The organism is Allorhizobium sp. NPDC080224 (assembly GCF_050281005.1).
Classification (GTDB): domain Bacteria; phylum Pseudomonadota; class Alphaproteobacteria; order Rhizobiales; family Rhizobiaceae; genus Allorhizobium.
Map to the genome: position 1 here is coordinate 786,792 of NZ_JBNNWJ010000001.1, position 20,601 is coordinate 807,392.

The window sequence follows — 20,601 nt, forward strand, 5'->3', positions numbered from 1 at the left end:
GGTTCCATGGCAAGGTCGATTTTCTTCACGTCTTGAACAGATCTCGTCCAGCATTGCGTGAGGTGTGTCAGTCAGGGGGATAACAGCGTCCACTGCGGACATGCCCGACAAAGGGACACCGAAGACCTTTTGGGAACAGATCTCCCTCGGAAGGGTTTTCTCTATTCATCAACAACAGGAGGAAATCATGGACCACAGCAATCATGTTCGTCTTGCCGCGACCGAACTTACTCCAGCAGTCCTGGAAGGTGCGACGGTATATGGTGCCGACGACCACAAGGTCGGTAAGGTCGATCATGTCCACGGCGCCGGTGCCGGCAGTCAGGCGATCATCGACGTCGGCGGTTTCCTTGGGATCGGAGCCAAGCCCGTGGCCGTACCGCTGACGGATCTTGACTTCATGCGTGACGAAGATGGCGACGTCCATGCCGTTACGACCTGGACCAAGGACCAGCTCAAGGACATGCCTGAGCACCGCCACTGAGATGTCCGCATCAATGTGACGCAATGCATAAGTGAGGCCCGGCCACTGCGCCGGGCTTCATCGTTTTCGGGCTTGAGCCGGGTATGGAGCCCTCGTGTCATTCTGATCCCAGCCTTCGGACTCCACATGTCGGAATTTCAATTTCCGTAAAGTGAGAGGTCGCGCTCAATGTTGGCGCCAGGAGGATGGACCGACCCGCAGCGCGGGAACCATTGAGACAGTGAAAGGTTGGGCACTCGATACTTCACAACATTTGAATGGAAATCCCAATGGCTACCGAAAAGACTTTGTCCGACCTATTCCTTGATACACTCAAGGACATCTATTTCGCCGAGAAGCAGATCCTGAAAGCTCTTCCGAAAATGGCGCGTGCAGCGCAGTCGGAAGAGGGCAAGGCTGGCTTCCTGCAGCACCGCGAGGAAACCCAGGGCCAGATCGAACGTCTGGAACAGGTGTTCGAACTGCTCGGCAAGTCGCCGCGCGGCAAGACCTGCGAAGCCATCCAGGGCATCATCGCCGAAGGCGAAGAGATCATGGAAGACTACAAGGGCACGGCTGCCCTTGATGCGGGTCTCATCTCATCGGCACAGGCTGTCGAGCATTATGAAATCGCTCGCTACGGCACGCTCAAGTCCTGGGCGAAGCAACTCGGTCTGAAGGATGCGATCCCGTTGCTGGATGCCAATCTCCAGGAAGAGATTGCAACCGACGAGAAACTGACGGCTCTCGGCGAAGCCTCCGCGAACGTCAAGAGCATGAAGAAGGCCAGCTAAGCCGCCTTCAGTGACTGAAAGACCGCCCTTTGAGGCGGTCTTTTGTTTTTCAAGCCATCCCCAATCCAAGCAGGGATTTCAGGAGTTCTCTATGGCCAAGACATCTACCCGTGGGTCCGCGGGGCCCAAAACTTCAACGGTCAAGATCCACGACCAGACCATGCAGCGCGGCGAAGGCGGCGAGTTGCATCAGATCGCCGAAGGTGATGCGCCCCTGCTGACGACAGCTCAGGGCGGCCCGGTTTCCGATGACCAGAATTCGCTGCGCGTTGGGCCACGTGGTCCGCTGGTGATGGATGATTTCCATTTCCGCGAGAAGATGTTCCACTTCGACCATGAGCGCATTCCGGAGCGGGTGGTGCATGCCCGCGGTTATGGCGCGCACGGCTATTTCGAAACCTACGAGTCCCTTGCCGACTACACCAAGGCCGATCTCTTCCAGCGTCCAGGAGAGAGAACGGAAGCCTTCGTTCGTTTCTCGACCGTTGCCGGCAACAAGGGCTCCGCCGACCTTGCCCGCGATGTCCGCGGCTTTGCCGTCAAGCTCTATACCCAGGAGGGCAACTGGGATCTCGTCGGCAATAACATCCCGATCTTCTTCATCCAGGATGCCATCAAGTTCCCGGATCTAATCCATGCCGCCAAGCAGGAGCCGGACCGGGCTTTCCCGCAGGCGCAGACGGCCCATGACACCTTCTGGGATTTCATCAGCCTTACGCCTGAGAGCATGAACATGGTCATGTGGATCATGTCGGACCGGACAATCCCGCGCTCCTTCCGCTTCATGGAAGGTTTCGGCGTTCACACGTTCCGCTTTGTCAACGCAAAGGACGAATCCACCTTCGTCAAATTCCACTGGAAGCCGAAGCTGGGTCTCCAGTCAGTGGCCTGGAACGAGGCCGTCAAGATCAACGGCGCCGATCCGGATTTCCATCGCCGCGATCTCTGGCAATCCATCCAGTCCGGCAATTTCCCGGAATGGGAGCTGCACGTTCAGCTGTTCGATCAGGAGTTTGCCGACAGCTTCGACTTCGACGTCCTCGACCCGACCAAGATCATTCCCGAAGAAATCCTCCCGCCTGTCGCCATCGGCCGGCTGGTGCTCGATCGCATGCCCGACAACTTCTTTGCGGAGACCGAACAGGTTGCCTTCATGACCCAGAACGTGCCGCCGGGCATCGATTTCAGCAATGATCCGCTGCTGCAGGGCCGCAATTTCTCCTATCTCGATACGCAGCTGAAGCGTCTGGGTGGGCCAAACTTTACCCATCTGCCGATCAATGCGCCCAAATGTCCCTTTGCGACCTTCCAGCAGGATGGCCACATGGCGATGCGCAATCCGGTTGGGCGGGCGAACTACCAGCCCAACTCCTTTGGCGAAGGGCCGCGGGAATCGCCGACGCGAGGCTATCGCCATTTCCCGGCTGAAGAGCAGGGCACCAAGGCACGTCTGCGCCCCGAAAGCTTTGCCGACCACTATAGCCAGGCGCGGCAGTTCTACATCAGCCAGACGCCCCCGGAGCAGCGCCATATCGCTACGGCCCTGACCTTCGAACTGAGCAAGGTGGAAACCGCCGCAATCCGTGAGCGCATGGTCTCCCATCTTCTCAACATCGATGAGACGCTGGCAAACACGGTGGCCCAGAAGCTCGGGGTCAAGTCGATGCCGAAAGCGGCGGATGCAGCGATGCCCACGCGCCAGGATCTGGAGCCGGCGCCATCGCTCAGCATCGTGGAACGCGGGCCGAAACGTTTCGAAGGCCGCAAGCTCGGCATCCTGATCACCGATGGCGTCGATGCAAAGCTGCTCAAAGGTCTGACAGCGGCGATCACCAAGGAAAAAGGCATCTTCGAGTTGATTGCGCCGAAGGTCGGCGGGGTCAAGGCGTCGGATGGGACCTGGATCGAGGTCCACCACATGATCGATGGCGGGCCATCGGTCCTCTTCGATGCCGTCGCCCTGCTGACATCGGCAGAGGCAATGGATGACCTCGTCAAGGAGGCAACCGCACGGGATTTCGTCGCCGATGCCTTCCAGCATTGCAAGTTCATCGGCTTCGACCCATCAGCCATGCCGCTTCTCGAAAAGGCCGGCATTGCGGAGGCCCTCGATGAAGGCGTGATCGAATTGCCGGGTGAGGAGGGGCTGGATGGGTTCGTATCGTCCCTTGGCAAGCTCAGGGTCTGGGGACGAGAGCCGTCCGTGAAGCTGGGCAAGGCTTCCGTACCGAAGTAAGCGGTTCGGCCCCCAGTTGATGGGGGCCAGCCATTGTCTCTGCTTCAGAACGACCGGGCCTTCGGGTCGTCGCTCGCAAGCAGGCGCGCCATTGCTTCGGTGATGGTGAGGTAATCATAGGGCTTGGAGCAGATGGCGGCTACGCGCTGGAAACCTGGAAAGACGCATCCGGCCGCGATGCCATCGAGCACTACCGCATCGTCGGAATGGGTCACGGAACACCCGTCGATGCAGCCTCCGGATACGGCCGGCCTACCGCCCATATGCTCGATGCCGGGATTTCCTCGACCGTGCATATCGCGCGAGCCTTGGGGCCTGACCCCCGTCTTTGAGCGGAGAGAAGCGCCTGCAGCGTCAGAGGCGCCGGGCGCTCCGTCACAGCCTGGTCAACCACAGACGCCTCAGGGGATTCAGGAGGTCATCGAGGACGCATTGCGGGCGGCAGGACTGATGAAGTGAAGCCTATCATACACATCGGGCTTTGCGCCGAGGCTGCCTCACTGTGCCCGTTGTGAATCAGAGGCGGCTTGAACACTGCTTCTAGGCTTATGCCGAAGATGACTAATTTCCGGAACTTCCTGCCTCCCCAGAGGTTGCCCCATAACCTCTTGCGAAATCAGCCGCTACCAGTGTGCCAGTGGTCCGCTATTGAAGGATAAGTCCATGATCAGTTTTTCTGCCAGGTCCATGGCTGCCGCTACGGTGATCGTCTTGGCCTCGGACAGCATCGCCCATGCCGAGGACCCAGTCTTTCTGAAGTCCACTGCCGGGAGCTGGAGCGGCAAGGGCACAGTCAAGGTGCGGGCCAATTCCGCGCCGATAAACGTGACCTGCAGCTTTACGTCGGCCACGACGCCCCAATCGCTCTCGCTTGACGGAAGATGCACGAGCCTTGCGATATTCTCGCGTGCCATCAGCGCCGATCTCAAGGCCAGCGGAACGCGATACGCCGGCTCTTATGTCGGGGCTGGCACTGGAACTGCAGGACTGGGCGGACAGCGTGCCGGAGACAAGATCAATCTTGGCATCACCTGGGCGAAAGAGGTCAATGGCGACCGTCGCGCGCAGATGACGATCGAGAAGATCGGCGATTCCGGACTGCGTCTGATGACTGTCGATACGGATCCCGCCACCGGCCAGTCGATCGTCACCAGTCGTATCGATCTGCGTCGAGGTTGATACTGTCAGGTATCTCCCGCTCGAATATCGTCATTGCAGGCAATGACTAGATCAGCCTCACTCGCGCGGAAAAATGGGTGCCGTCACTGCCATCCAGGGTGTAGCTGCCGTCAAGTTGCCTGATGGAGCCTTCCATGAGCTTTGTCCCGGTGCCCCTGACGGCTGCCGCCGTGTCGAAACCTATCCCGTTGTCCGACACTTCGAGCAGTGACATATCGCCGGTCTCTTCCTTGTGGAGACGGACCTGGATTCTGCCGCTGTCCTTACCCCCGAACGCGTATTTGAGACTGTTGCTGACGACCTCGTTGACGAGCAGGGCAAGTGCTGTCGCTCGGTCATTGGATACGCAAAGCGGGGCAAGGTCAAAGTCGATGGCAACCCCACTACCATAGGCAGAGATCACGTTCTCCGTGACCCGCCGGACCAGTTGGGCCGCGTCAAGGGCTTCGAATGCATCGTGCTGGTAGATCAGTTCGTGCACGGCGACCATCGCTTTGATGCGGTCACTCAAGGCCTGTGACTGCTCTCCCGGCTTCAGATGGATGCGGATCAGCGACATGACGGACTGAAGGTTGTTCTTCACCCGATGATGGATCTCTCGCAGGAGAAGCTCATTTTTATCCAGTGCGTTTTGAAGCGCCGCTGCCTGGCCATCCTGGATGCGGAGCAGGCTTCTGATCCGAAACCCTGCAGCGACCGAACCCAGGCAGGCGAGAGCGGTGACCACCGACAAAACTTGGATGTTGTGCCAGAAGGGCCGCATGAGTACGCCCAGATCTGCGGCTGCGACCGCGACGAAGGGGGTGTCCTCAACTTTTCTGTATCCGACGATCCGTTGCACACCATCGAGCGGTGATGCAGCAGCAGTGTAGGTACCGCTTGATTGGCGCTTTAGATAGTCTGTGAAAAGCACATAGCCGCTCATATCGAGACCGGCTTCCGGCTTGGGGTAGCGCGCGACCAGTTGCCCGTCCTCTCGGATAAAGCTGACGGCGAAATTACCCCCTAGATTGACGGCCTCCCAGATCGGCTGCATCAAATCTGTCGAGAGCGACACCGTGACGACGCCTGCAAAAGCCCCGTTTAGCTCGAACCTGCGACTGAATACGAAGATCTGCTCGCCACTGAGTCGACTGATCAGAAGTGAGGAGACGTAGTCCTCACGGCCAGCTGCGAGCTCTCTAAAATACTCGCGATCCCGGATGTCGATTGGCTTCAGATCCGGGTCAGTCGAGTAAAGGGTTTTTCCATCAGCGGCGACCACATAGGCCTTGACGGCTCCCGGCAGTCCTTCCAGAGCGCCCTTGATGTCCTGTACCGTGTTGACCTGCAACGGGGCCCGACCAGATTCGACGAGATCGGCAAGCCGCCGCGTGGCTTGCCCGCCGAACTCATAGATCCATTTCGCGTGCGTTGCGACAACAAGGCTGGAGGTTGCAACGCGCTCCTCTGCCGCCTTGACTGTCGCTTGGTAGGACTGAAATGCCCAGGAGGACGCCAGGGCGATAAAGCCCACCCACGCCGCCACGATCGCCATGACGACGAACTTTTGGGCCTTGCCCGGTGCGTAACGCTCCATGAATTGTCCCGGCCCTGCGGTGCGGCTCATACTCGAGCCGGCCCGCTAATTTGTATTGTATTAGCAGAAGGATAGGGCATGCCGGAGATCCTATCAACCCGACACGACGAAGTAGTCCAAGCGATAGGCGGCTCTGTCGGCTGGTTGTCGGCTTGGGGCGCACATCCTAGATCTCCTATCAATCCGCCCGGCGACCGGATCGGAACCTTCCAAAGGGAATGCCGTTGACGTGAATGCAAAGATATTTCTTTCACATTCGCGAGCGTAACGAATTGGAGCTGGATGTCGAAGGTGTCGAGTTCTTGGACGACGCTGCGGCTCGACGTGGAGCCATATCGGCTGCGAAGGAAATGGTTATCGAGGCTGTCGTCGGCGAGGCGATCATAGATGGCCGCCAGCTTGAGGTCATGACGGCCGGCGGAGATCTTGTGGCTGTGGTGTCGTTGCAGTCGGTCATTAAAATTTGATGGCCGCGTTTGCTTTTTTGTCTTCGTGATCACCAAGGGCCGGTTCCTGCTTTGGCTTGGCTAGTCTGGAGGAGCAGACCTGATGTAGGGACAACAATTCACAGCCGCACGGGCCATGCCTGGTTTGACGCAAGAGGAGGTCGGTGATGGTGTGCACCTGTCCATTGCGGTCATACTGGCGATCGAGGCGAGCGCGGGCAACGTAGGGATCCGGAGATGGCCAAGAATGGATCTTTCGGCGCCGGCGGATAAAGTGAAACAATCGGCGAGCCGCAGTCGTGCGGCACGTGCTGGCGACAGCTGACCTCGAAGATAGCCACCTCTCTCTCCCGAGCCGCAACAGAAAGAACACGCGAGAATGTCCATCCAAAGAGCAAGCTTTTATGTGCTCCTGGTCATCGTGACGGTGGCCTTCCTCTGGCTGCTTATACCGTATTACACCGCGGTTCTCTGGGCCGTCATCCTGGCAATCCTGTTCTTTCCCGTCCACAAGTGGATCGAAGGCTGGGTGGGAGGCCGTTCCACGATCGCGGCGCTGCTGACACTGCTTCTGTGTATCTGCCTCGTCATCCTGCCGGCACTCGCCATTTTGGCATCCCTGATCCAGGAGGGTTCGAGCCTCTACCAACGCATCAGCAGCAATGAAATCGATCTGAACGCCCACCTGCTGCGTCTTCAATCCATCCTTCCTGCCTTCCTCGACAACTGGCTGACCTCGCTCAAGCTGGAAGGCTTTTCCGAGTTATGGACGAAGTTGTCATCTGGTTTTATGGAGGCGGGCCAGTCGATTGCCGGCGGTGTGTTGAGCTTCGGACAGAACACGCTGCAGTTCTTCATCAGCATGGGTCTGATGCTCTATCTCTTGTTCTTCCTGTTTCGGGATGGCGCATCCTTGGCAAGAACCCTGCGCCACTCCATTCCGCTCAGTGACGACTATACGCGCCAGTTTGTCGACAAGTTCGCCGCCGTTGTCCGCGCCACGGTTCGCGGTAATGTGATCATTGCGATCATTCAGGGCGTGATCGGCGGCTTGACCTTTTGGGCCCTCGGGATCGAGGCCGCACTGCTCTGGGGCGTCGTCATGACCATCCTGTCTATGCTGCCTGCGATCGGTGCGGCGATTGTCTGGGTGCCAGCCGCCATCTGGCTCTTCCTCATCGGCTCGTGGATCAAGGGCATTGTGATGGTGGTGATCGGCGCCCTCGTCATAGGGTTGATTGACAACCTCCTTCGTCCTCCTCTGGTGGGGCAGGCGACCAGACTGCCGGATTATGTCGTCCTAATCTCCACCGTCGGCGGAATTTCCCTCTTCGGCCTGAGCGGCTTTGTCATCGGGCCCCTGATCGCAGCCCTTTTCATTTCCGCATGGTCCCTCTTCACGCTTCAACAACAGGAACCGTCATCGGCATCGGTCGGCCCGAGCGTCGAGAAGAGAGCCGGTTGAAGCGCACGAAACACGTCGTAATGGCAAAAATGCACGTGCCCCAATGGGTTGAGCTGCTGCCAAGCGCAACTCCACCGCTTTATTCTTCACTCCCCGAGTACGGACGCTACCTGCGGGTCCCCAGCCAATTCTGCGGAACCCGTTTCGAGCAGGAAGGATGGCCAGACATCAGTTGTCAGGCTTGCTCAAGTTCTTGAGAAGGCGTCGCTTTCTCGTGTGAGAAACAGTCGCTGATTTCCAGCATGAACCGACATGGAATGGCTCGCCTGCAGGGCGTGGATTCTTTCATTTTTCAAGGGTTTATTGTGCTTGCCCCTATTGAATGGTCAAGGCTAAACGCCTTCATTGGGTAGCGCAGACCCCCTCGTGTTCCGCCTGCCAAGACGTCGTATCCGACTTCGACGGAAGGAAACAAAGCTCCACGCGTGTGCCTTCCCCTAAGCGAGAGGTAATCCTGACTTCACCGCCGGACTGTCGGACGAACCCATAGACCATGGCGAGCCCGAGGCCGGACCCTCCGGTTTTCGATCGTGTGGTAAAGTAGGGTTCCATCGCCTGGTCGAGGACTTCAGGAGACATGCCCACACCCTGGTCAATGACCGCGATGGTCACGGTGTCTGCCTCCCCCCGCGCTTCCACGCGGACCACTCCGCCATCTGGCATGGCTGCAGATGCGTTGAGGCAAAGGTTGAGTATTGATTGCTCCAGCAGCGCAGGATCAAGGCTGACGGTTGGTAGATTGGCTCCAAGCTCCAGCTCCAGACGATTGCGGGTGCCAATTGCCATTTCCAATACATCAGCCATCCCTTGAAGGATCGTGGCAACCTCGATCGAGGCTGGACGGATCTGCTGCTGACTGCCGACGGATAACATGCTGGAGGCGAGTGCGCGCCCTCGTTCAGCGGCCTTGCGTATGCGCCCGAGGTGGCGCTTCTGCCGTTCGGTGAACCCCGGTTCGCGCTCGAGTAGGCCAAGACTTCCGGTGATGATGCCGATCATGTTGCCAACCTCGTGGCTCACCTGATGCGTCATGCGCATGACCACATCCAGGCGCTGGGCGCGGGCCGCCTCGATCTCCTGGCGATCCATGGCCGTTACATCGCGGGCGAGCAGGACCACGCCGCCATCAGGTTGCCTTGATGCAGAAATCTCCACCACCTGGTCGTCGATGAACCGGTGCCGCAGCATCTGACGCTCGACGAGCGAGCCGCTCTCGTTTTCGTTTGGCATGAGAAGGGGATCGATCTCCGGGACCGTTCCAACGAACCGGCGCAGCGACATCTTCCGCGACGAGCCCGTCTGCCGCATCAGTTCGATGATACGACGGTTCATGGTGATCGGTCGGCCTGTCGGATCGAAGAGGGCGATCCCTTCATTCATCGACCGGAATGTCGATCGGATAGTCCGTGCAGCCGCTTCTGCCGTGCGTCTCAGACGGGACACGCGATCGACGCTCTCCTTGAAAGCGCGAAACGCGTCGAGCAACCGGATCAGTTCCGTCTCCGTCCCGGCATAGAGCGGTGGTCCGACATTTCCCTCCCCGCGGGCAAGGGCGTTCATGCCGCGCGAGAGATCTCCGATCCCGTGTGAAACACGCATGACCGAGCGGATGGAGATGATAGCGAGGATGACGACTGCGAAGGATGCAAGTACGATCATCACGAGCAACTGCCGCAAGGCACTGGATGTGGATTCGAGGTTTTGGTTGAGCGCATTGGCCACCAGCGCGCTCTGGGTTTCCGTCGCCTGCGAAAGATCACGCGAGACTGTGTGCAGGCGCGAGACGGATGCGCGGATTGTGAACATTTCGAGGAGGTAGCGCGTCTGTGCCTCGAAGATCCTGCGGTAGGGCTCAAGCTGCTCAGGCGATACCCTCAAGTTAGGTCCCGGTACCTGCATTCGGACGGTCGTCTCTGCCACGAAGCGTCGTTGAAGTTCTCCGAGCTGGAAGAGGCTGTCCGATGTCGATGCGGATTGTGCGATGCCATTCAGACGCTGGCGCAGATCCTGATCCTGAATGGCCCGTGCGGTCGCGATCTCTCCCAGTGCAACAGCGGCTTCAGCCTTGTGTGCTTGCGCCGCATCAGCGTTCTGAGCCAGTGCGAGTGTTTGCCCTTCGATACTTTCAAGTAGTTTGATGATCCGGCGTGCTTCAAAGCCCTGCAATCCAGTGCCGTCCTCATCCGGCGACATGGTCGTCAGGAGCGCCTCAACCTGGGCGACCACGGCGCGGCTTTCGCTCGAAACACGATAGGGGGACGTGGCATTCATCAGAAACGGCGCACTTGAGACGAGGTCGGAGACCTGCCTAGAGACGAGCGATGCCTTGGCGAGGCTCGAAAAGGCCTGCACGCTGTAGGCTGACATTTCACTGCGTGCCCTCTGTAGACCATAGATGGCGACGGTCGACAGAAGGAGAACGGAGACGCAGATGAAGGCGATTGCGAAGGGCAATCGAAAGGCGATGGAGGAGAGGAAGGCGCGGTTGATCAAGGCACCAATCCGGCGTCGTCGGTGTGCAGCACATAACCCTTCCCGCGTCGCGTCTGGATATGGCGGGGCAGGTCGGGGTTGCGCTCGATCTTACGCCTGAGACGTAGCACCAGGACATCGACGTTGCGATCAACGAAACGATCAGAGTCAGCGCCCATACGGTCGAGAATCTGGGCGCGGCTCACGGGGGTGTTCGGCGTCTCGGCGAGGATCTCGAGCAGGGCAAACTCGGCTGCCGTCAGCGTCTTTGTCGGATCGACGAGGCAGACGGCGCGGCGTTGACTGAGATCGACGGCCCATTCGCCGAGCCTGAGCGCCGTTGGCGCCTGCTCGCGTTCACTCTCCCTGTCGTGGCGAAGTTGCGGATGGGTCCGACGGAGCACGGCCTTGATCCGTGCTGTGAGTTCGTTCGGTTCGAAGGGTTTGACCACGTAGTCATCCGCCGCAGTTTCGAGCCCCAGCACCCGATCCGTCGCACTTCCTGCTGCCGTCACCATGACGATGCCGACATCGGTCTGCGCCCTCAGACGCTGCGCGAAGGCTCGGCCCGAAAGGCCCGGCAGATTGTGGTCGACCAGAACCAGTTGCACGGTCTCATGCTGCATCCGTTCCTGTGCAGCTTCGGCAGATGGGGCGGTCACTGGTATCCAGCCTTCTGCCTCCACCAGATCGCAGATGAGCTCCGCCATATCCGGATCGTCCTCGACGATCAGAATTTTCACCTTCTGGTTCAACACGTTGCAGTCCTCCCATGGGCATCATAACCGGGCAGGGAGAAAACGCCAAAGATTTGCTGGTTATCGCCTGACGTCACAATTGTAATATTTGAAATCTCTGAAACGCATGGAGGCGGCCGTGTTGAAAGATCGGTAACCATTCTCAGGGTTGCCAGCCGGAACCGATATGGACATGCTTCAGTCATTGGAACGGGGAGGTTCCAAGGGAGGACGACGTGAAGTTATTGACCGCCTTCGGCGCCGGGGTACTTGTGACCCTCGCCGCGGCTCCGGGTTCCCGGGCAGCCGACACTCTGAACATTCTGTGCGGTGTTGACGAGGTCTGGTGCGCCGTCATGGAGAAGACCTACGAGGCTAAGACCGGCCTGGCGATTAACATGCCGCGGATGAGCACCGGGGAGATACTCGACTACGTTCGGGCTGAGAAGGATGCGCCGACGGTCGATGTGTGGTGGGGCGGAACTGGGGTAACGCACCTTCAGGCCGCCTATGAAGGGCTCCTTGAGCCCCATCGGCCCCAACAGGAAGCAGACCTTCTGCCCTGGGCGCGAAACTTTTTCTCTTTGTCTGGCGGCACGGCCGTTGGCCTCTATGCCGGTGCGCTCGGCTTTGCCTACAACACAGATCTTCTCGCTTCAGCAGGGTTGCCGGCACCCAACTGCTGGAGGGATCTCGCCAAGCCGGTCTATCGCCGCCATATCCTGTCAGGAAACCCGCATTCGTCAGGCACCGCGTTCACAACGCTTGTGACGCTCGTGCAGTTGCTCGGCGAGGACGAGGCTTTCGCCTATATGCGTGAACTCGACGGCAACATCATGGAATACACCAAGGCCGGGGCCGAACCGGTCAAGGCTGCGGGCAGGGGAGAGATCACCATCGGCATCTCCTTCATGCATGACGCCGTGACCCAGAAGCAGGCGGGCGCTCCCCTCGTCATCGTCGCGCCCTGCGAGGGAACCGGATACGAAATCGGTGCTGTCAGCATCGTCAAGGGCAGCCGCAATCTGGAAGAAGCACGCCGCTTCGTCGACTTTGCGCTCAGCCCCGAAGGTCAGGCGACGGGTGCCGCTGCGGGCCAGAACCAGGTGCCATCCAATGCCCGGGCCGTGCTGCCGCCCGCCGCCCCCGATATCTCGATGATCAAGATGGTGGATTATGACTTTGCCACCTTCGGCTCGCCCGAACAGCGAAGTCGGCTCTTGAGCCGCTTCGATAGCGAGATCAACCCGACGAACTGATTTCTTCAGACAGGACCATCTGCCACTGCGCCTCAGCGGCGCTGCCGCCGAAGGCTTGTCCGCTTTCTTCGACTTCCATCAGACGCAAAAACAGGAGGATACCCATGCGACTGACAGTGCTTTCCACCCTTTTTCTCGCCACGACCAGCCTAAGTGCGGGCGCAGCGCTCGCCGCTGGCGACCTTAATGTCATCTGCGCCGCAGACGTTGTCATCTGTGAGCAGATGAAGAGCGACTTCGAGAAAGACCATGACATCAAGGTCAACATGGTGCGCATGTCCTCTGGCGAGGCCTATGCCAAGATCCGGGCCGAGGCGCGCAACCCGAAGACTGATCTCTGGTGGGCCGGCACCGGCGACCCCCATCTTCAAGCGGCGTCCGAAGGACTGACCGAAGAATACAAGTCGCCTCTGCTCGACGAATTGCAGGACTGGGCAAAGAGCCAGGCCGAGAGCTCTGGCTTCAAGACCGTCGGCGTCTATGCCGGCGCGCTCGGTTGGGGTTACAACACCGAGATCTTCAAGCAGAAGGGCTATAAGGAACCGGTGTGCTGGGCCGACCTTCTGGCGCCGGAACTGAAAGGTGAGATCCAGATCGCCAACCCCAATTCGTCGGGTACCGCCTACACCGCACTCGCATCGCTCGTACAGATCATGGGCGAAGACAAGGCCTTCGAATATCTGAAGTCCCTCAACGCCAATATCTCGCAATACACCAAGTCCGGCTCTGCGCCGGTCAAGGCTGCTGCCCGTGGCGAAACCGGCCTCGGCATCGTCTTCATGCATGATGCGGTGGCCCAGACTGCTGAGGGCTTCCCCGTCAAGTCGATCGCTCCTTGCGAAGGCACCGGCTACGAGATCGGCTCCATGTCGATCGTCAAGGGCGCCCGCAACATGGAAAACGCCAAGACCTGGTACGATTGGTCGCTGAAGCCGGAGGTCCAATCCCGGATGAAGGATGCCAAATCCTTCCAGCTCCCGTCCAACAAGACCGCCGAGATTCCGAAGGAAGCGCCGCGGTTCGAGGACATCAAGCTGATCGACTACGATTTCAAGACCTATGGCGACCCGGAAAAGCGCAAGGCGCTGCTCGAGCGCTGGGATCGTGAAGTCGGCGCTGTCGCCAACTGATACGTGATCCTTCCGGCCGGCGGTCAGCGGGCTGCCGGCCCCTCTCACCTTTGCTAGATTTACGAATGAGGTCGACCATGAGATATGGCAACCGCAGACTGGACCTGTTGCTCGCCTTCGGGGCCGCGTCCTTCATTCTGCTTCCCTGGTATCGGCTGGAGTCCGGCTTTTTCGGCCTGAACTGGCTTGGCAATTTTCCCTTTTCTGAGGAGACGGCGCCAGGCCTGCTGCAATTGCTGGGCTATAGTCGCCTCTGGTTGTTCGGTGTCGTTATCTTCTTCGGTCTCGGCCTTGGCTCGCGTTTCATCGCTGACCCAATGCGCCGCGGTGCGTTCTTCGCGGCAGCAGGTGCAGCGGGTCTCGTCTATCTCTGCCTTCAGGGACTTGCGGTCGGGTTTTCCGGATGGACCTGGGGGATCAGCGAATCCCTTTTTGGGCCACTCTCTGATGGGCAACCTTCGATGGGTGCCGGTGCCGTCTCCATGGCGATCGTCTTCGTGCTCATGTTCGCCTTAGGTCTTGTCGAACGCGGCGTGATGAAAGGCGACGCCTTCGTCGTCGGGTCGATCTCACTCCTGGTATTCCTGGTCTTCGTCTTCGTCTTCTATCCGATCGGCAGCATGCTGGTTGCGGCCGTCCAGGATTTCGATGGCTCCTTCAAGCCCGACGGGTTCATCAAGAATTTGCAGGATCCAGGCATCTGGAGCCTAAGCTGTGTGATCGGTGAAGGACGCTGCGGCGTTGCCTGGCGCACCTTTACCCTAGCCATCATGACGGCCTCCGCCTCGACGCTTCTCGGCCTCGCCTTTGCGCTCGTCGCCACCCGCACCCGATTCCCCTTCAAGAAGGGACTGCGGCTGCTGACCGTCCTGCCGATCATCACGCCGCCCTTCGTCATCGGCCTTGCACTCGTCCTGCTCTTCGGCCGCGCCGGTGTGGTCACCGAGACCCTGTCGAGCTTGTTTGGGATTGAACCTGGCCGCTGGCTTTATGGTCTGACCGGCATCTGGATCGCTCAGGTCCTGTCCTTCACCCCAATCTCCTTCCTGGTTCTGATCGGTGTCGTCGAGGGCGTCAGCCCGTCGATGGAGGAGGCATCCCAGACTCTGCGTGCGGATCGCTGGCGCACCTTCTGGCGTGTTTCGCTGCCCCTGATGAAGCCTGGCCTCGCCAATGCCTTTCTGATCGGCTTTATCGAAAGCATGGCCGACTTCGGCAATCCGCTGGTCCTCGGTGGAAGTAATGGCGTCCTCTCGACCGAAATCTTCTTTGCCGTCGTCGGCTCGCAGAACGATCCGTCCCGGGCGGCCGTCCTGGCGCTCGTCCTCCTCTTCTTCACGCTATCGGCTTTTCTTGCCCAGCGCCTCTGGCTGTCGGGAAAGAATTTCGCGACCGTCACCGGCAAGGGAGACAGCGGCGCCCATATCGCGCTGCCGCGTGGCATCTCGATTGGTGTGCATGCCCTCGTCATTCCCTGGATGATCTTCACCGTCGTCGTCTATGGCATGATCCTCGTCGGTGGCTTCGTCACCACCTGGGGTCTCGATAACACACTGACGCTCAATCACTATGCTCGTGCGTTTTCGGTGAGCATCGAGAACGGCGCGATTGCTTGGACCGGGGTTGCCTGGAACTCCTTCTGGACCACCATGGAGATCTCGCTCATCTCCGCACCGCTGACGGCTGCCGTCGGTTTGCTGACCGCCTACATCATCGTCCGGCAGAAGTTCGCCGGCCGGAACCTCTTCGAGTTCGCCCTGATGATGAGCTTTGCCATTCCCGGCACGGTCATCGGCGTCAGCTACATCATGGCCTTCAACCTGCCGCCGCTTGAAATGACGGGGTCTGCCCTGATCCTGATTGCCTGCTTCGTCTTCCGCAACATGCCGGTTGGCGTGCGCGGCGGGATCGCGGCGATGAGCCAGCTCGACAAGAGCCTGGACGAAGCCTCCTTGACGCTCCGGGCGAACAGTTTCCGCACGGTCCGCAAGATCATCCTGCCGTTGCTGCGCCCCGCCATCACGGCAGCCCTGGTCTATTCCTTCGTCCGCGCCATCACGTCTATCAGCGCTGTTATCTTCCTCGTCAGCGCCGAACACAACATGGCGACATCCTACATCGTCGGTCTGGTCGAAAACGGCGAATACGGCGTGGCGATCGCCTATTCCTCCATGCTGATCGTCGTAATGATCACCGTCATCGCCGGTTTTCAGCTCCTCGTCGGCGAACGAAAGCTGCGCCGCGAAAATCGTGTTGCCGGTCTAGGTAACAAAAATCCCGTTCCTCTTGGTCAGGAGAAAACCGCATGATCAATGTCAAAGCCGGATCCGTCACCTTTCAGAATGTCCGCAAGACCTTCGGTGCCTTCACCGCCATCCACGATCTGTCATTCACCATTGAACCGGGCACGCTGGTCACCCTGCTCGGACCCTCCGGCTGCGGCAAGACGACGACACTGCGCATGCTGGCGGGCCTCGAACACCCAACCTCCGGCAAGATCCTGATCGGCGGCAAGGATGTGACCATGCTGCCGGCCAACGAACGCGACGTGTCGATGGTTTTCCAGTCCTATGCACTCTTTCCGCACATGACCTCGCTCGAAAACGTCGCCTATGGCTTACAGTCATCAGGCCTTGGCAAGAAGGAGGCGCGCGAGAAGGCAGAGGAGGGACTGAAGCTTGTCGGCCTCGCCGGTATGGGCCATCGCCTGCCGGCCGAGCTTTCGGGCGGCCAGCAGCAGCGCGTCGCCGTCGCCCGTGCCCTGGTGTTGGAGCCGCAGGTCCTGCTTCTCGACGAGCCGCTCTCCAATCTCGACGCGCGCTTGAGGCGCCGGGTCCGTACGGAAATCCGCGATCTCCAGCAGCGTCTGGGTTTCACCGCCGTCTATGTCACCCATGACCAAGACGAGGCGCTTGCCGTCTCCGACACGATCATCGTGATGAAGGACGGGGAAATCGCCCAGTCCGGGGCGCCCCGCGAACTCTACGAAGCGCCGGCCTCGCCCTTCATCGCCGACTTCATGGGGGAGGCCAACGTGCTGCCCTGTGAGGTTGTCAAATCCGATGCCGGCGAGGTGCTGGTGCGGGTCAACAATCTTGAGCATCGCCTCCGTTCCAGCGCGGGTCGGGGTCCGGCCAAGCTTGCAGTCCGACCTGGTGCGATCAGGATCGGTGCAGCCGGCGCGGAGGGGCTGCGGGGCCGCGTCCTGCACTCCGCCTATCTCGGCGGTCATGTCGAATATGAGGTCGAGACCGATGTCGGCACACTCTTCGTCATCGATCACGATGTGGACCATGCCCATGCCGCCACCAGTGATGTCACACTCGCGTTCAAGAACCGTGGCATTGCCGTCATCAGCGGCTGATGAATTTTTTTGAGAGAAGACCAAGGAAGAAGAGAATGACAGTGAATGATACGGCACTCGCGGCGCGTTTTGCGCTGGCCAAGACGCTTGCCGCCGAAGCGGGCGCCATGGCGCTCGACTATTTCAATCGGCGCGACACGCTGGTGATCGAGACGAAGCGCGACCTGCAGGATGTGGTGTCGATCGCCGACCGCAACGTCGAAACCTTCCTCAAGGAGCGTGTTGCCGAGATCTACGCCAATGACGGGTTCTTGGGCGAGGAGTTCGGCCATGACGAGGGGAGCTCCGGCTTTACCTGGGTCGTCGACCCGATCGATGGCACAGCTCCTTTTGTCAACGGCATGCCGACCTGGTGTGTCTCTGTCGCGATCGTCCGGGATGGGGAGCCGGTCGTGGGCGTGATCCATGTGCCCTGCTCGGATGAGCTTTACGCCGCCGCGTTCGGTTACGGCGCGACCCTGAATGACAAGTCGTTGCGCCTTGATCCCAGCCGCAATCTGCAGAATGCGCTGACCGGGATAGGCTGCAACAATTACGTCACCCCCGAACGCGTCGGTGCGATCATCGCCGGCCTCATGGCGCAGGGCGGAAACTTTATCCGCAATGGTTCCGGGGCGCTGATGCTGGCCTATGTCGCAGCCGGTCGCTTGGTGGGGTATTACGAACCACATATGCGTGCCTGGGATTGCATGGCCGGTTTCTGCCTTGTCCGCGAAGCCGGCGGCAAGAACCTTCATTTCCCGGGAAGTGGTCCCGAGTTCCTGAATGGGCATCCGGTTCTTGCCGCAAACCAGTCCTGCTTTGATGAACTGATGCAGCTTCACCTTGGCAATCTTTGACGCCTGCGGGGCCCGATGACCTGCCGTTCCACGCCGTGGGGCGGCTGACCACGTTGAGGAATATGATAGGCTGAGCTGCGCAGACGGGACGAAGCTACTCCCATACGCTTGCTCCTAAGATGATCGACAACAGCGAGAAGCACATTCGGCGAGCGAGGCCAGGTTACAAGCCGCTGGACGCTGGTGACCTCGTGACCAGAGAATATGAGCGCCATGGGGAACTCATGGAAGCGCTCAGGCAGTCCGAGGCTGATGAGGGCGCTGCCCAGGATCCGGTGAACAACACGGACGTCGAGCAGTAGGTCGTCCTTCCTGCGAGTCAGCTCTGGCACCTACAGGCTAGGCTTCTCCAGCGCCCTTCTGACCAGGGCGCATCTGGTGTCGATGATCTTTCGGACGGTCTTCAAGATCGGGTGGTCAGTGCCATTCTCGGACATCTCTTCCATCAGCGCATCGGCTTCCGGCCCGATCGCGTCTGCCATGCGGACCAATTCGCCGGCCAGCATACGCGTTGCAGCCTTGTTGGACGGCACGAGCGATGCCCAGTGTTCCATCTGGATCGTATCCGGCAGTGACCTGCCGCCGAGAGCCATCGCCATCTTCTTTGACAGTCGTGGATAGGCAGCCGTGCAAATAGCGTCATACATCGGTGCCAGGTCCGGCGCCTTCCCACGATAGAGCAGGGCATAATTCTTGGCATGGGCGTCGGCATTGCCAATCAGGTAGTGGAACATCAGCATTCGCTGGAAGCGCAATGTCTCGGCCGCGGGCCTGGCCGTCGTCTGTCGGATCAGCTGGAGGCACTGACTGATGCCGGGGCCACCCTCTTCCTCATACTTGAGCTCCGGAGGCACGCTCAGCGCCTGGCAGAAGTCTTCCTGGTGCAGCCGCTCGATCCGCCCGTCTTCAAGCGTCAGCCGATCGTAGCGCTCGACCAGGAAGTAATCGACCTTGCCGGCTGCGGCCTTCGACACAGCGGGGACATCGAGGCCGAGACGACGTCCCAGGCTCATGCAGAACACTTCGTTCTCCACGGTGCCGTCGAGGCCCTCGATGAACGGTTTCAGGATATGCGTCGTCGGGCGCCCGCCTCGCGGCAGCAATATCTGACCGTTGAGAACGGTGACAGCCAGCTTGTCCTGAGCGCCGGCAAGCGAAAGGCGCACGTCCGCTTCCCCGCCGAGCAAGGGCCTCTGTCTGAGCAGGGAGAGGATCTCTTCCAGGCGCTTCTCATCGAGTGCTTCGGCATCGTCTGTCGTCGAGGCCGGCGGGAGCTGTCCTGGCGGGACGAGTGACAGGGCGCCCGCACATTCCCCGCCTATAACCTCAAGCAGTCCGAAGGCGTTACCCGAGGATATGCCCAGTGCTGCAGCCAATCGACGCCTGGCGCCTTCATCAGGCAAGAGACCCGAGAAGAAGGGGCGGGCAATCCGGTCGGTGAATGGTTCTTCCCTCACCGGTAGTGAGACTGACAAAGCGATTGGCTCACTGGCGAGGTAGTCGCCGTCATAGGTGAAGGAGAGCGAGGCGTCGCTGTCCTGCACGAGCTCGCCGGCCTTTCGATCCTTGAGATAGACGTCCAGCACGCGGCTCATGAGGAGGCACCGCGAGTGGTGATGCTCAAGGTCAAGCCGAGCGTCTGCAGGACGGTCAGAGCAAGTCCGACCCGACAGCTTTCCTTGCCGCTCTCCAGCTCGCGCACGAACCGCACGCCCACGCCCGCGACGCCGGCAAGTTGTTCCTGGGTCAGTTGCTGACGCTTTCGCTCGGCGCGGATAAGCTGACCGAGAGCTGCGCTGTCAGAGATCGTCGACATGTGAATCATCCCTTTCGGGATTATTGAAGCACAATAGTCGAGTGATTGCACGAAAAAGCACCGAGCGGGATGATCGAGGCTTGAGCTGCTCGCCGCGAACTCAAATCGACCCGATCGGGACTGATGACGGACTACGGGCAGGGAGGTGTCGATACGAACGGCAACCAGCCATCAGCCACGGGTCGGTGTGATCCGGAAAAGTGGTTCGGAAAACTGTTCCGGTTGCCCTTTGCGTCGGTCCGCTAAGTGTCTGAAAAATAACAGAAAAGAGAGGCTGGCTGGGGAGCCTGGATTCTCACATGATTTCATAGGCTTAACAAAATAGCCTTTGATTTCCTTTTGTTTTTCTGTCGCGAGCGACGTGGATGCCATCTTGGTGCCCTGGCTTTGGGTCGACGTCAACATGGCGCGAGAGCGGCAATAATTTCCGCTCGAGAGCGCCAAGCCGGAGGTAGCGGACATCTCGCTCGGAGGTACGGCGGACTGCCCCGTGCTCTGAGCACCAGCGGTCATGGACCTCCAGCCAGCCCTGCGGGTGGATCCTTATCTTTTCTTTACGCCCCTCACACGTCTTCCCAATCGAAGCCTGACCCGAAGCGGCCTTAATCCTGTGTCGGTATCAACAGGAGAAACGGACATGTTCGACCTCATCTTTATCGCGCTTGGCGCAGGCACGCTTCTCGTGCTCGCCTTTTACGCCCGCGCGCTCGACCGGCTGTGAGGGCACGCAGATGCTTGAACCCCTCTTCGGCCTCTTCGTCGCGATCGCGCTTGGCATCTATCTTGTCGTGACGCTGCTGCGTCCCGAGCGTTTCTGATCGG

Annotated in this window: 19 protein-coding genes; 12 read left to right on the forward strand and 7 right to left on the reverse strand. The window is 59.7% G+C overall.

The window, feature by feature from the left end; all coding sequences use genetic code 11:
• Nucleotides 1-187 precede the first annotated feature (187 nt).
• The 3 genes from ACQKP1_RS03780 to catE all read left to right on the forward strand — a co-directional run bounded on the left by ACQKP1_RS03780 (nucleotide 188) and on the right by catE (nucleotide 3,493).
• Nucleotides 188-484 (forward strand): PRC-barrel domain-containing protein, encoded by a 297-nt coding sequence (locus tag ACQKP1_RS03780; RefSeq protein WP_203012938.1) that lies wholly within the window; start codon nucleotides 188-190, stop codon nucleotides 482-484.
• A gap of 269 nt (nucleotides 485-753) precedes the next feature.
• Nucleotides 754-1,257, forward strand: a complete 504-nt coding sequence (locus ACQKP1_RS03785; RefSeq protein WP_427274240.1) for a ferritin-like domain-containing protein — start codon at nucleotides 754-756, stop codon at nucleotides 1,255-1,257.
• A gap of 91 nt (nucleotides 1,258-1,348) precedes the next feature.
• Nucleotides 1,349-3,493, forward strand: coding sequence for a catalase C (gene catE, locus ACQKP1_RS03790; protein WP_427274241.1), 2,145 nt, complete (start codon nucleotides 1,349-1,351; stop codon nucleotides 3,491-3,493).
• A gap of 44 nt (nucleotides 3,494-3,537) precedes the next feature.
• Here the strand turns inward: catE and ACQKP1_RS03795 are convergent, their stop codons facing one another.
• On the reverse strand, nucleotides 3,538-3,708 hold the full coding sequence (locus tag ACQKP1_RS03795; RefSeq protein WP_427274242.1) for a hypothetical protein: 171 nt from the start codon (nucleotides 3,706-3,708) through the stop codon (nucleotides 3,538-3,540).
• A gap of 472 nt (nucleotides 3,709-4,180) precedes the next feature.
• Here ACQKP1_RS03795 and ACQKP1_RS03800 point away from each other — a divergent pair, with 472 nt between their 5' ends.
• On the forward strand, nucleotides 4,181-4,672 hold the full coding sequence (locus tag ACQKP1_RS03800) for a hypothetical protein (protein ID WP_427276393.1): 492 nt from the start codon (nucleotides 4,181-4,183) through the stop codon (nucleotides 4,670-4,672).
• Nucleotides 4,673-4,718: 46 nt separating this feature from the next.
• On the opposite strand, the gene ACQKP1_RS03805 is transcribed toward ACQKP1_RS03800, so the two are convergent.
• A complete protein-coding gene (locus tag ACQKP1_RS03805; RefSeq protein ID WP_427274243.1) occupies nucleotides 4,719-6,251 on the reverse strand; it encodes a sensor histidine kinase in 1,533 nt (510 codons plus the stop codon).
• A 233-nt stretch (nucleotides 6,252-6,484) separates the two neighbouring features.
• Here ACQKP1_RS03805 and ACQKP1_RS03810 point away from each other — a divergent pair, with 233 nt between their 5' ends.
• Both ACQKP1_RS03810 and ACQKP1_RS03815 read left to right on the forward strand, forming a co-directional pair.
• Nucleotides 6,485-6,718, forward strand: a complete 234-nt coding sequence (locus ACQKP1_RS03810) for a DUF6894 family protein (RefSeq protein WP_427274244.1) — start codon at nucleotides 6,485-6,487, stop codon at nucleotides 6,716-6,718.
• A gap of 358 nt (nucleotides 6,719-7,076) precedes the next feature.
• Nucleotides 7,077-8,162, forward strand: a complete 1,086-nt coding sequence (locus ACQKP1_RS03815; protein WP_427274245.1) for an AI-2E family transporter — start codon at nucleotides 7,077-7,079, stop codon at nucleotides 8,160-8,162.
• A gap of 342 nt (nucleotides 8,163-8,504) precedes the next feature.
• Here the strand turns inward: ACQKP1_RS03815 and ACQKP1_RS03820 are convergent, their stop codons facing one another.
• On the reverse strand, nucleotides 8,505-10,655 hold the full coding sequence (locus ACQKP1_RS03820) for a sensor histidine kinase (RefSeq protein WP_427274246.1): 2,151 nt from the start codon (nucleotides 10,653-10,655) through the stop codon (nucleotides 8,505-8,507).
• The gene (locus ACQKP1_RS03825) at nucleotides 10,652-11,392 is read right to left on the reverse strand and encodes a response regulator transcription factor (RefSeq protein ID WP_427274247.1); all 741 of its coding nucleotides are present in this window, start codon (nucleotides 11,390-11,392) and stop codon (nucleotides 10,652-10,654) included. The genes ACQKP1_RS03820 and ACQKP1_RS03825 overlap by 4 nt, the downstream gene beginning before the upstream one ends.
• 215 nt (nucleotides 11,393-11,607) lie before the next feature.
• Between ACQKP1_RS03825 and ACQKP1_RS03830 the strand changes: the two genes are divergently transcribed.
• Nucleotides 11,608-12,630 carry an ABC transporter substrate-binding protein gene (locus tag ACQKP1_RS03830; protein WP_427274248.1) on the forward strand — a complete coding sequence of 341 codons (1,023 nt, stop codon included), beginning with the start codon at nucleotides 11,608-11,610 and terminating at the stop codon, nucleotides 12,628-12,630.
• Here the strand turns inward: ACQKP1_RS03830 and ACQKP1_RS03835 are convergent.
• Nucleotides 12,614-12,736 (reverse strand): hypothetical protein, encoded by a 123-nt coding sequence (locus tag ACQKP1_RS03835; protein WP_281435248.1) that lies wholly within the window; start codon nucleotides 12,734-12,736, stop codon nucleotides 12,614-12,616. The genes ACQKP1_RS03830 and ACQKP1_RS03835 overlap by 17 nt on opposite strands.
• Here ACQKP1_RS03835 and ACQKP1_RS03840 point away from each other — a divergent pair.
• The 4 genes from ACQKP1_RS03840 (at nucleotide 12,735) to ACQKP1_RS03855 (ending at nucleotide 17,963) form a co-directional block, all read left to right on the forward strand.
• A complete protein-coding gene (locus tag ACQKP1_RS03840; protein WP_427274249.1) occupies nucleotides 12,735-13,760 on the forward strand; it encodes an ABC transporter substrate-binding protein in 1,026 nt (341 codons plus the stop codon). The two genes, ACQKP1_RS03835 and ACQKP1_RS03840, sit on opposite strands and share 2 nt — an antisense overlap.
• 77 nt (nucleotides 13,761-13,837) lie before the next feature.
• The gene (locus tag ACQKP1_RS03845) at nucleotides 13,838-16,069 is read left to right on the forward strand and encodes an ABC transporter permease (RefSeq protein WP_427274250.1); all 2,232 of its coding nucleotides are present in this window, start codon (nucleotides 13,838-13,840) and stop codon (nucleotides 16,067-16,069) included.
• Nucleotides 16,066-17,124: an ABC transporter ATP-binding protein gene (locus ACQKP1_RS03850; protein ID WP_427274251.1), complete on the forward strand. Its 1,059-nt coding sequence runs from the start codon at nucleotides 16,066-16,068 to the stop codon at nucleotides 17,122-17,124. Before ACQKP1_RS03845 ends, ACQKP1_RS03850 begins: the two co-directional genes overlap by 4 nt.
• 35 nt (nucleotides 17,125-17,159) lie before the next feature.
• Entirely contained in the window at nucleotides 17,160-17,963 is an 804-nt protein-coding gene (locus ACQKP1_RS03855; protein ID WP_427274252.1) for an inositol monophosphatase family protein, read from the forward strand.
• 332 nt (nucleotides 17,964-18,295) lie between these two features.
• Here ACQKP1_RS03855 and ACQKP1_RS03860 read toward each other — a convergent pair whose 3' ends face one another.
• Nucleotides 18,296-19,558: a type II toxin-antitoxin system HipA family toxin gene (locus ACQKP1_RS03860; protein ID WP_427274253.1), complete on the reverse strand. Its 1,263-nt coding sequence runs from the start codon at nucleotides 19,556-19,558 to the stop codon at nucleotides 18,296-18,298.
• Complete coding sequence (locus ACQKP1_RS03865) at nucleotides 19,555-19,779, reverse strand: helix-turn-helix domain-containing protein (protein ID WP_427274254.1); 225 nt, start codon at nucleotides 19,777-19,779, stop codon at nucleotides 19,555-19,557. Before ACQKP1_RS03865 ends, ACQKP1_RS03860 begins: the two co-directional genes overlap by 4 nt.
• 731 nt (nucleotides 19,780-20,510) lie before the next feature.
• Between ACQKP1_RS03865 and kdpF the strand changes: the two genes are divergently transcribed.
• Nucleotides 20,511-20,597, forward strand: coding sequence for a K(+)-transporting ATPase subunit F (kdpF, locus tag ACQKP1_RS03870; protein WP_113377767.1), 87 nt, complete (start codon nucleotides 20,511-20,513; stop codon nucleotides 20,595-20,597).
• Nucleotides 20,598-20,601: the final 4 nt, after the last annotated feature.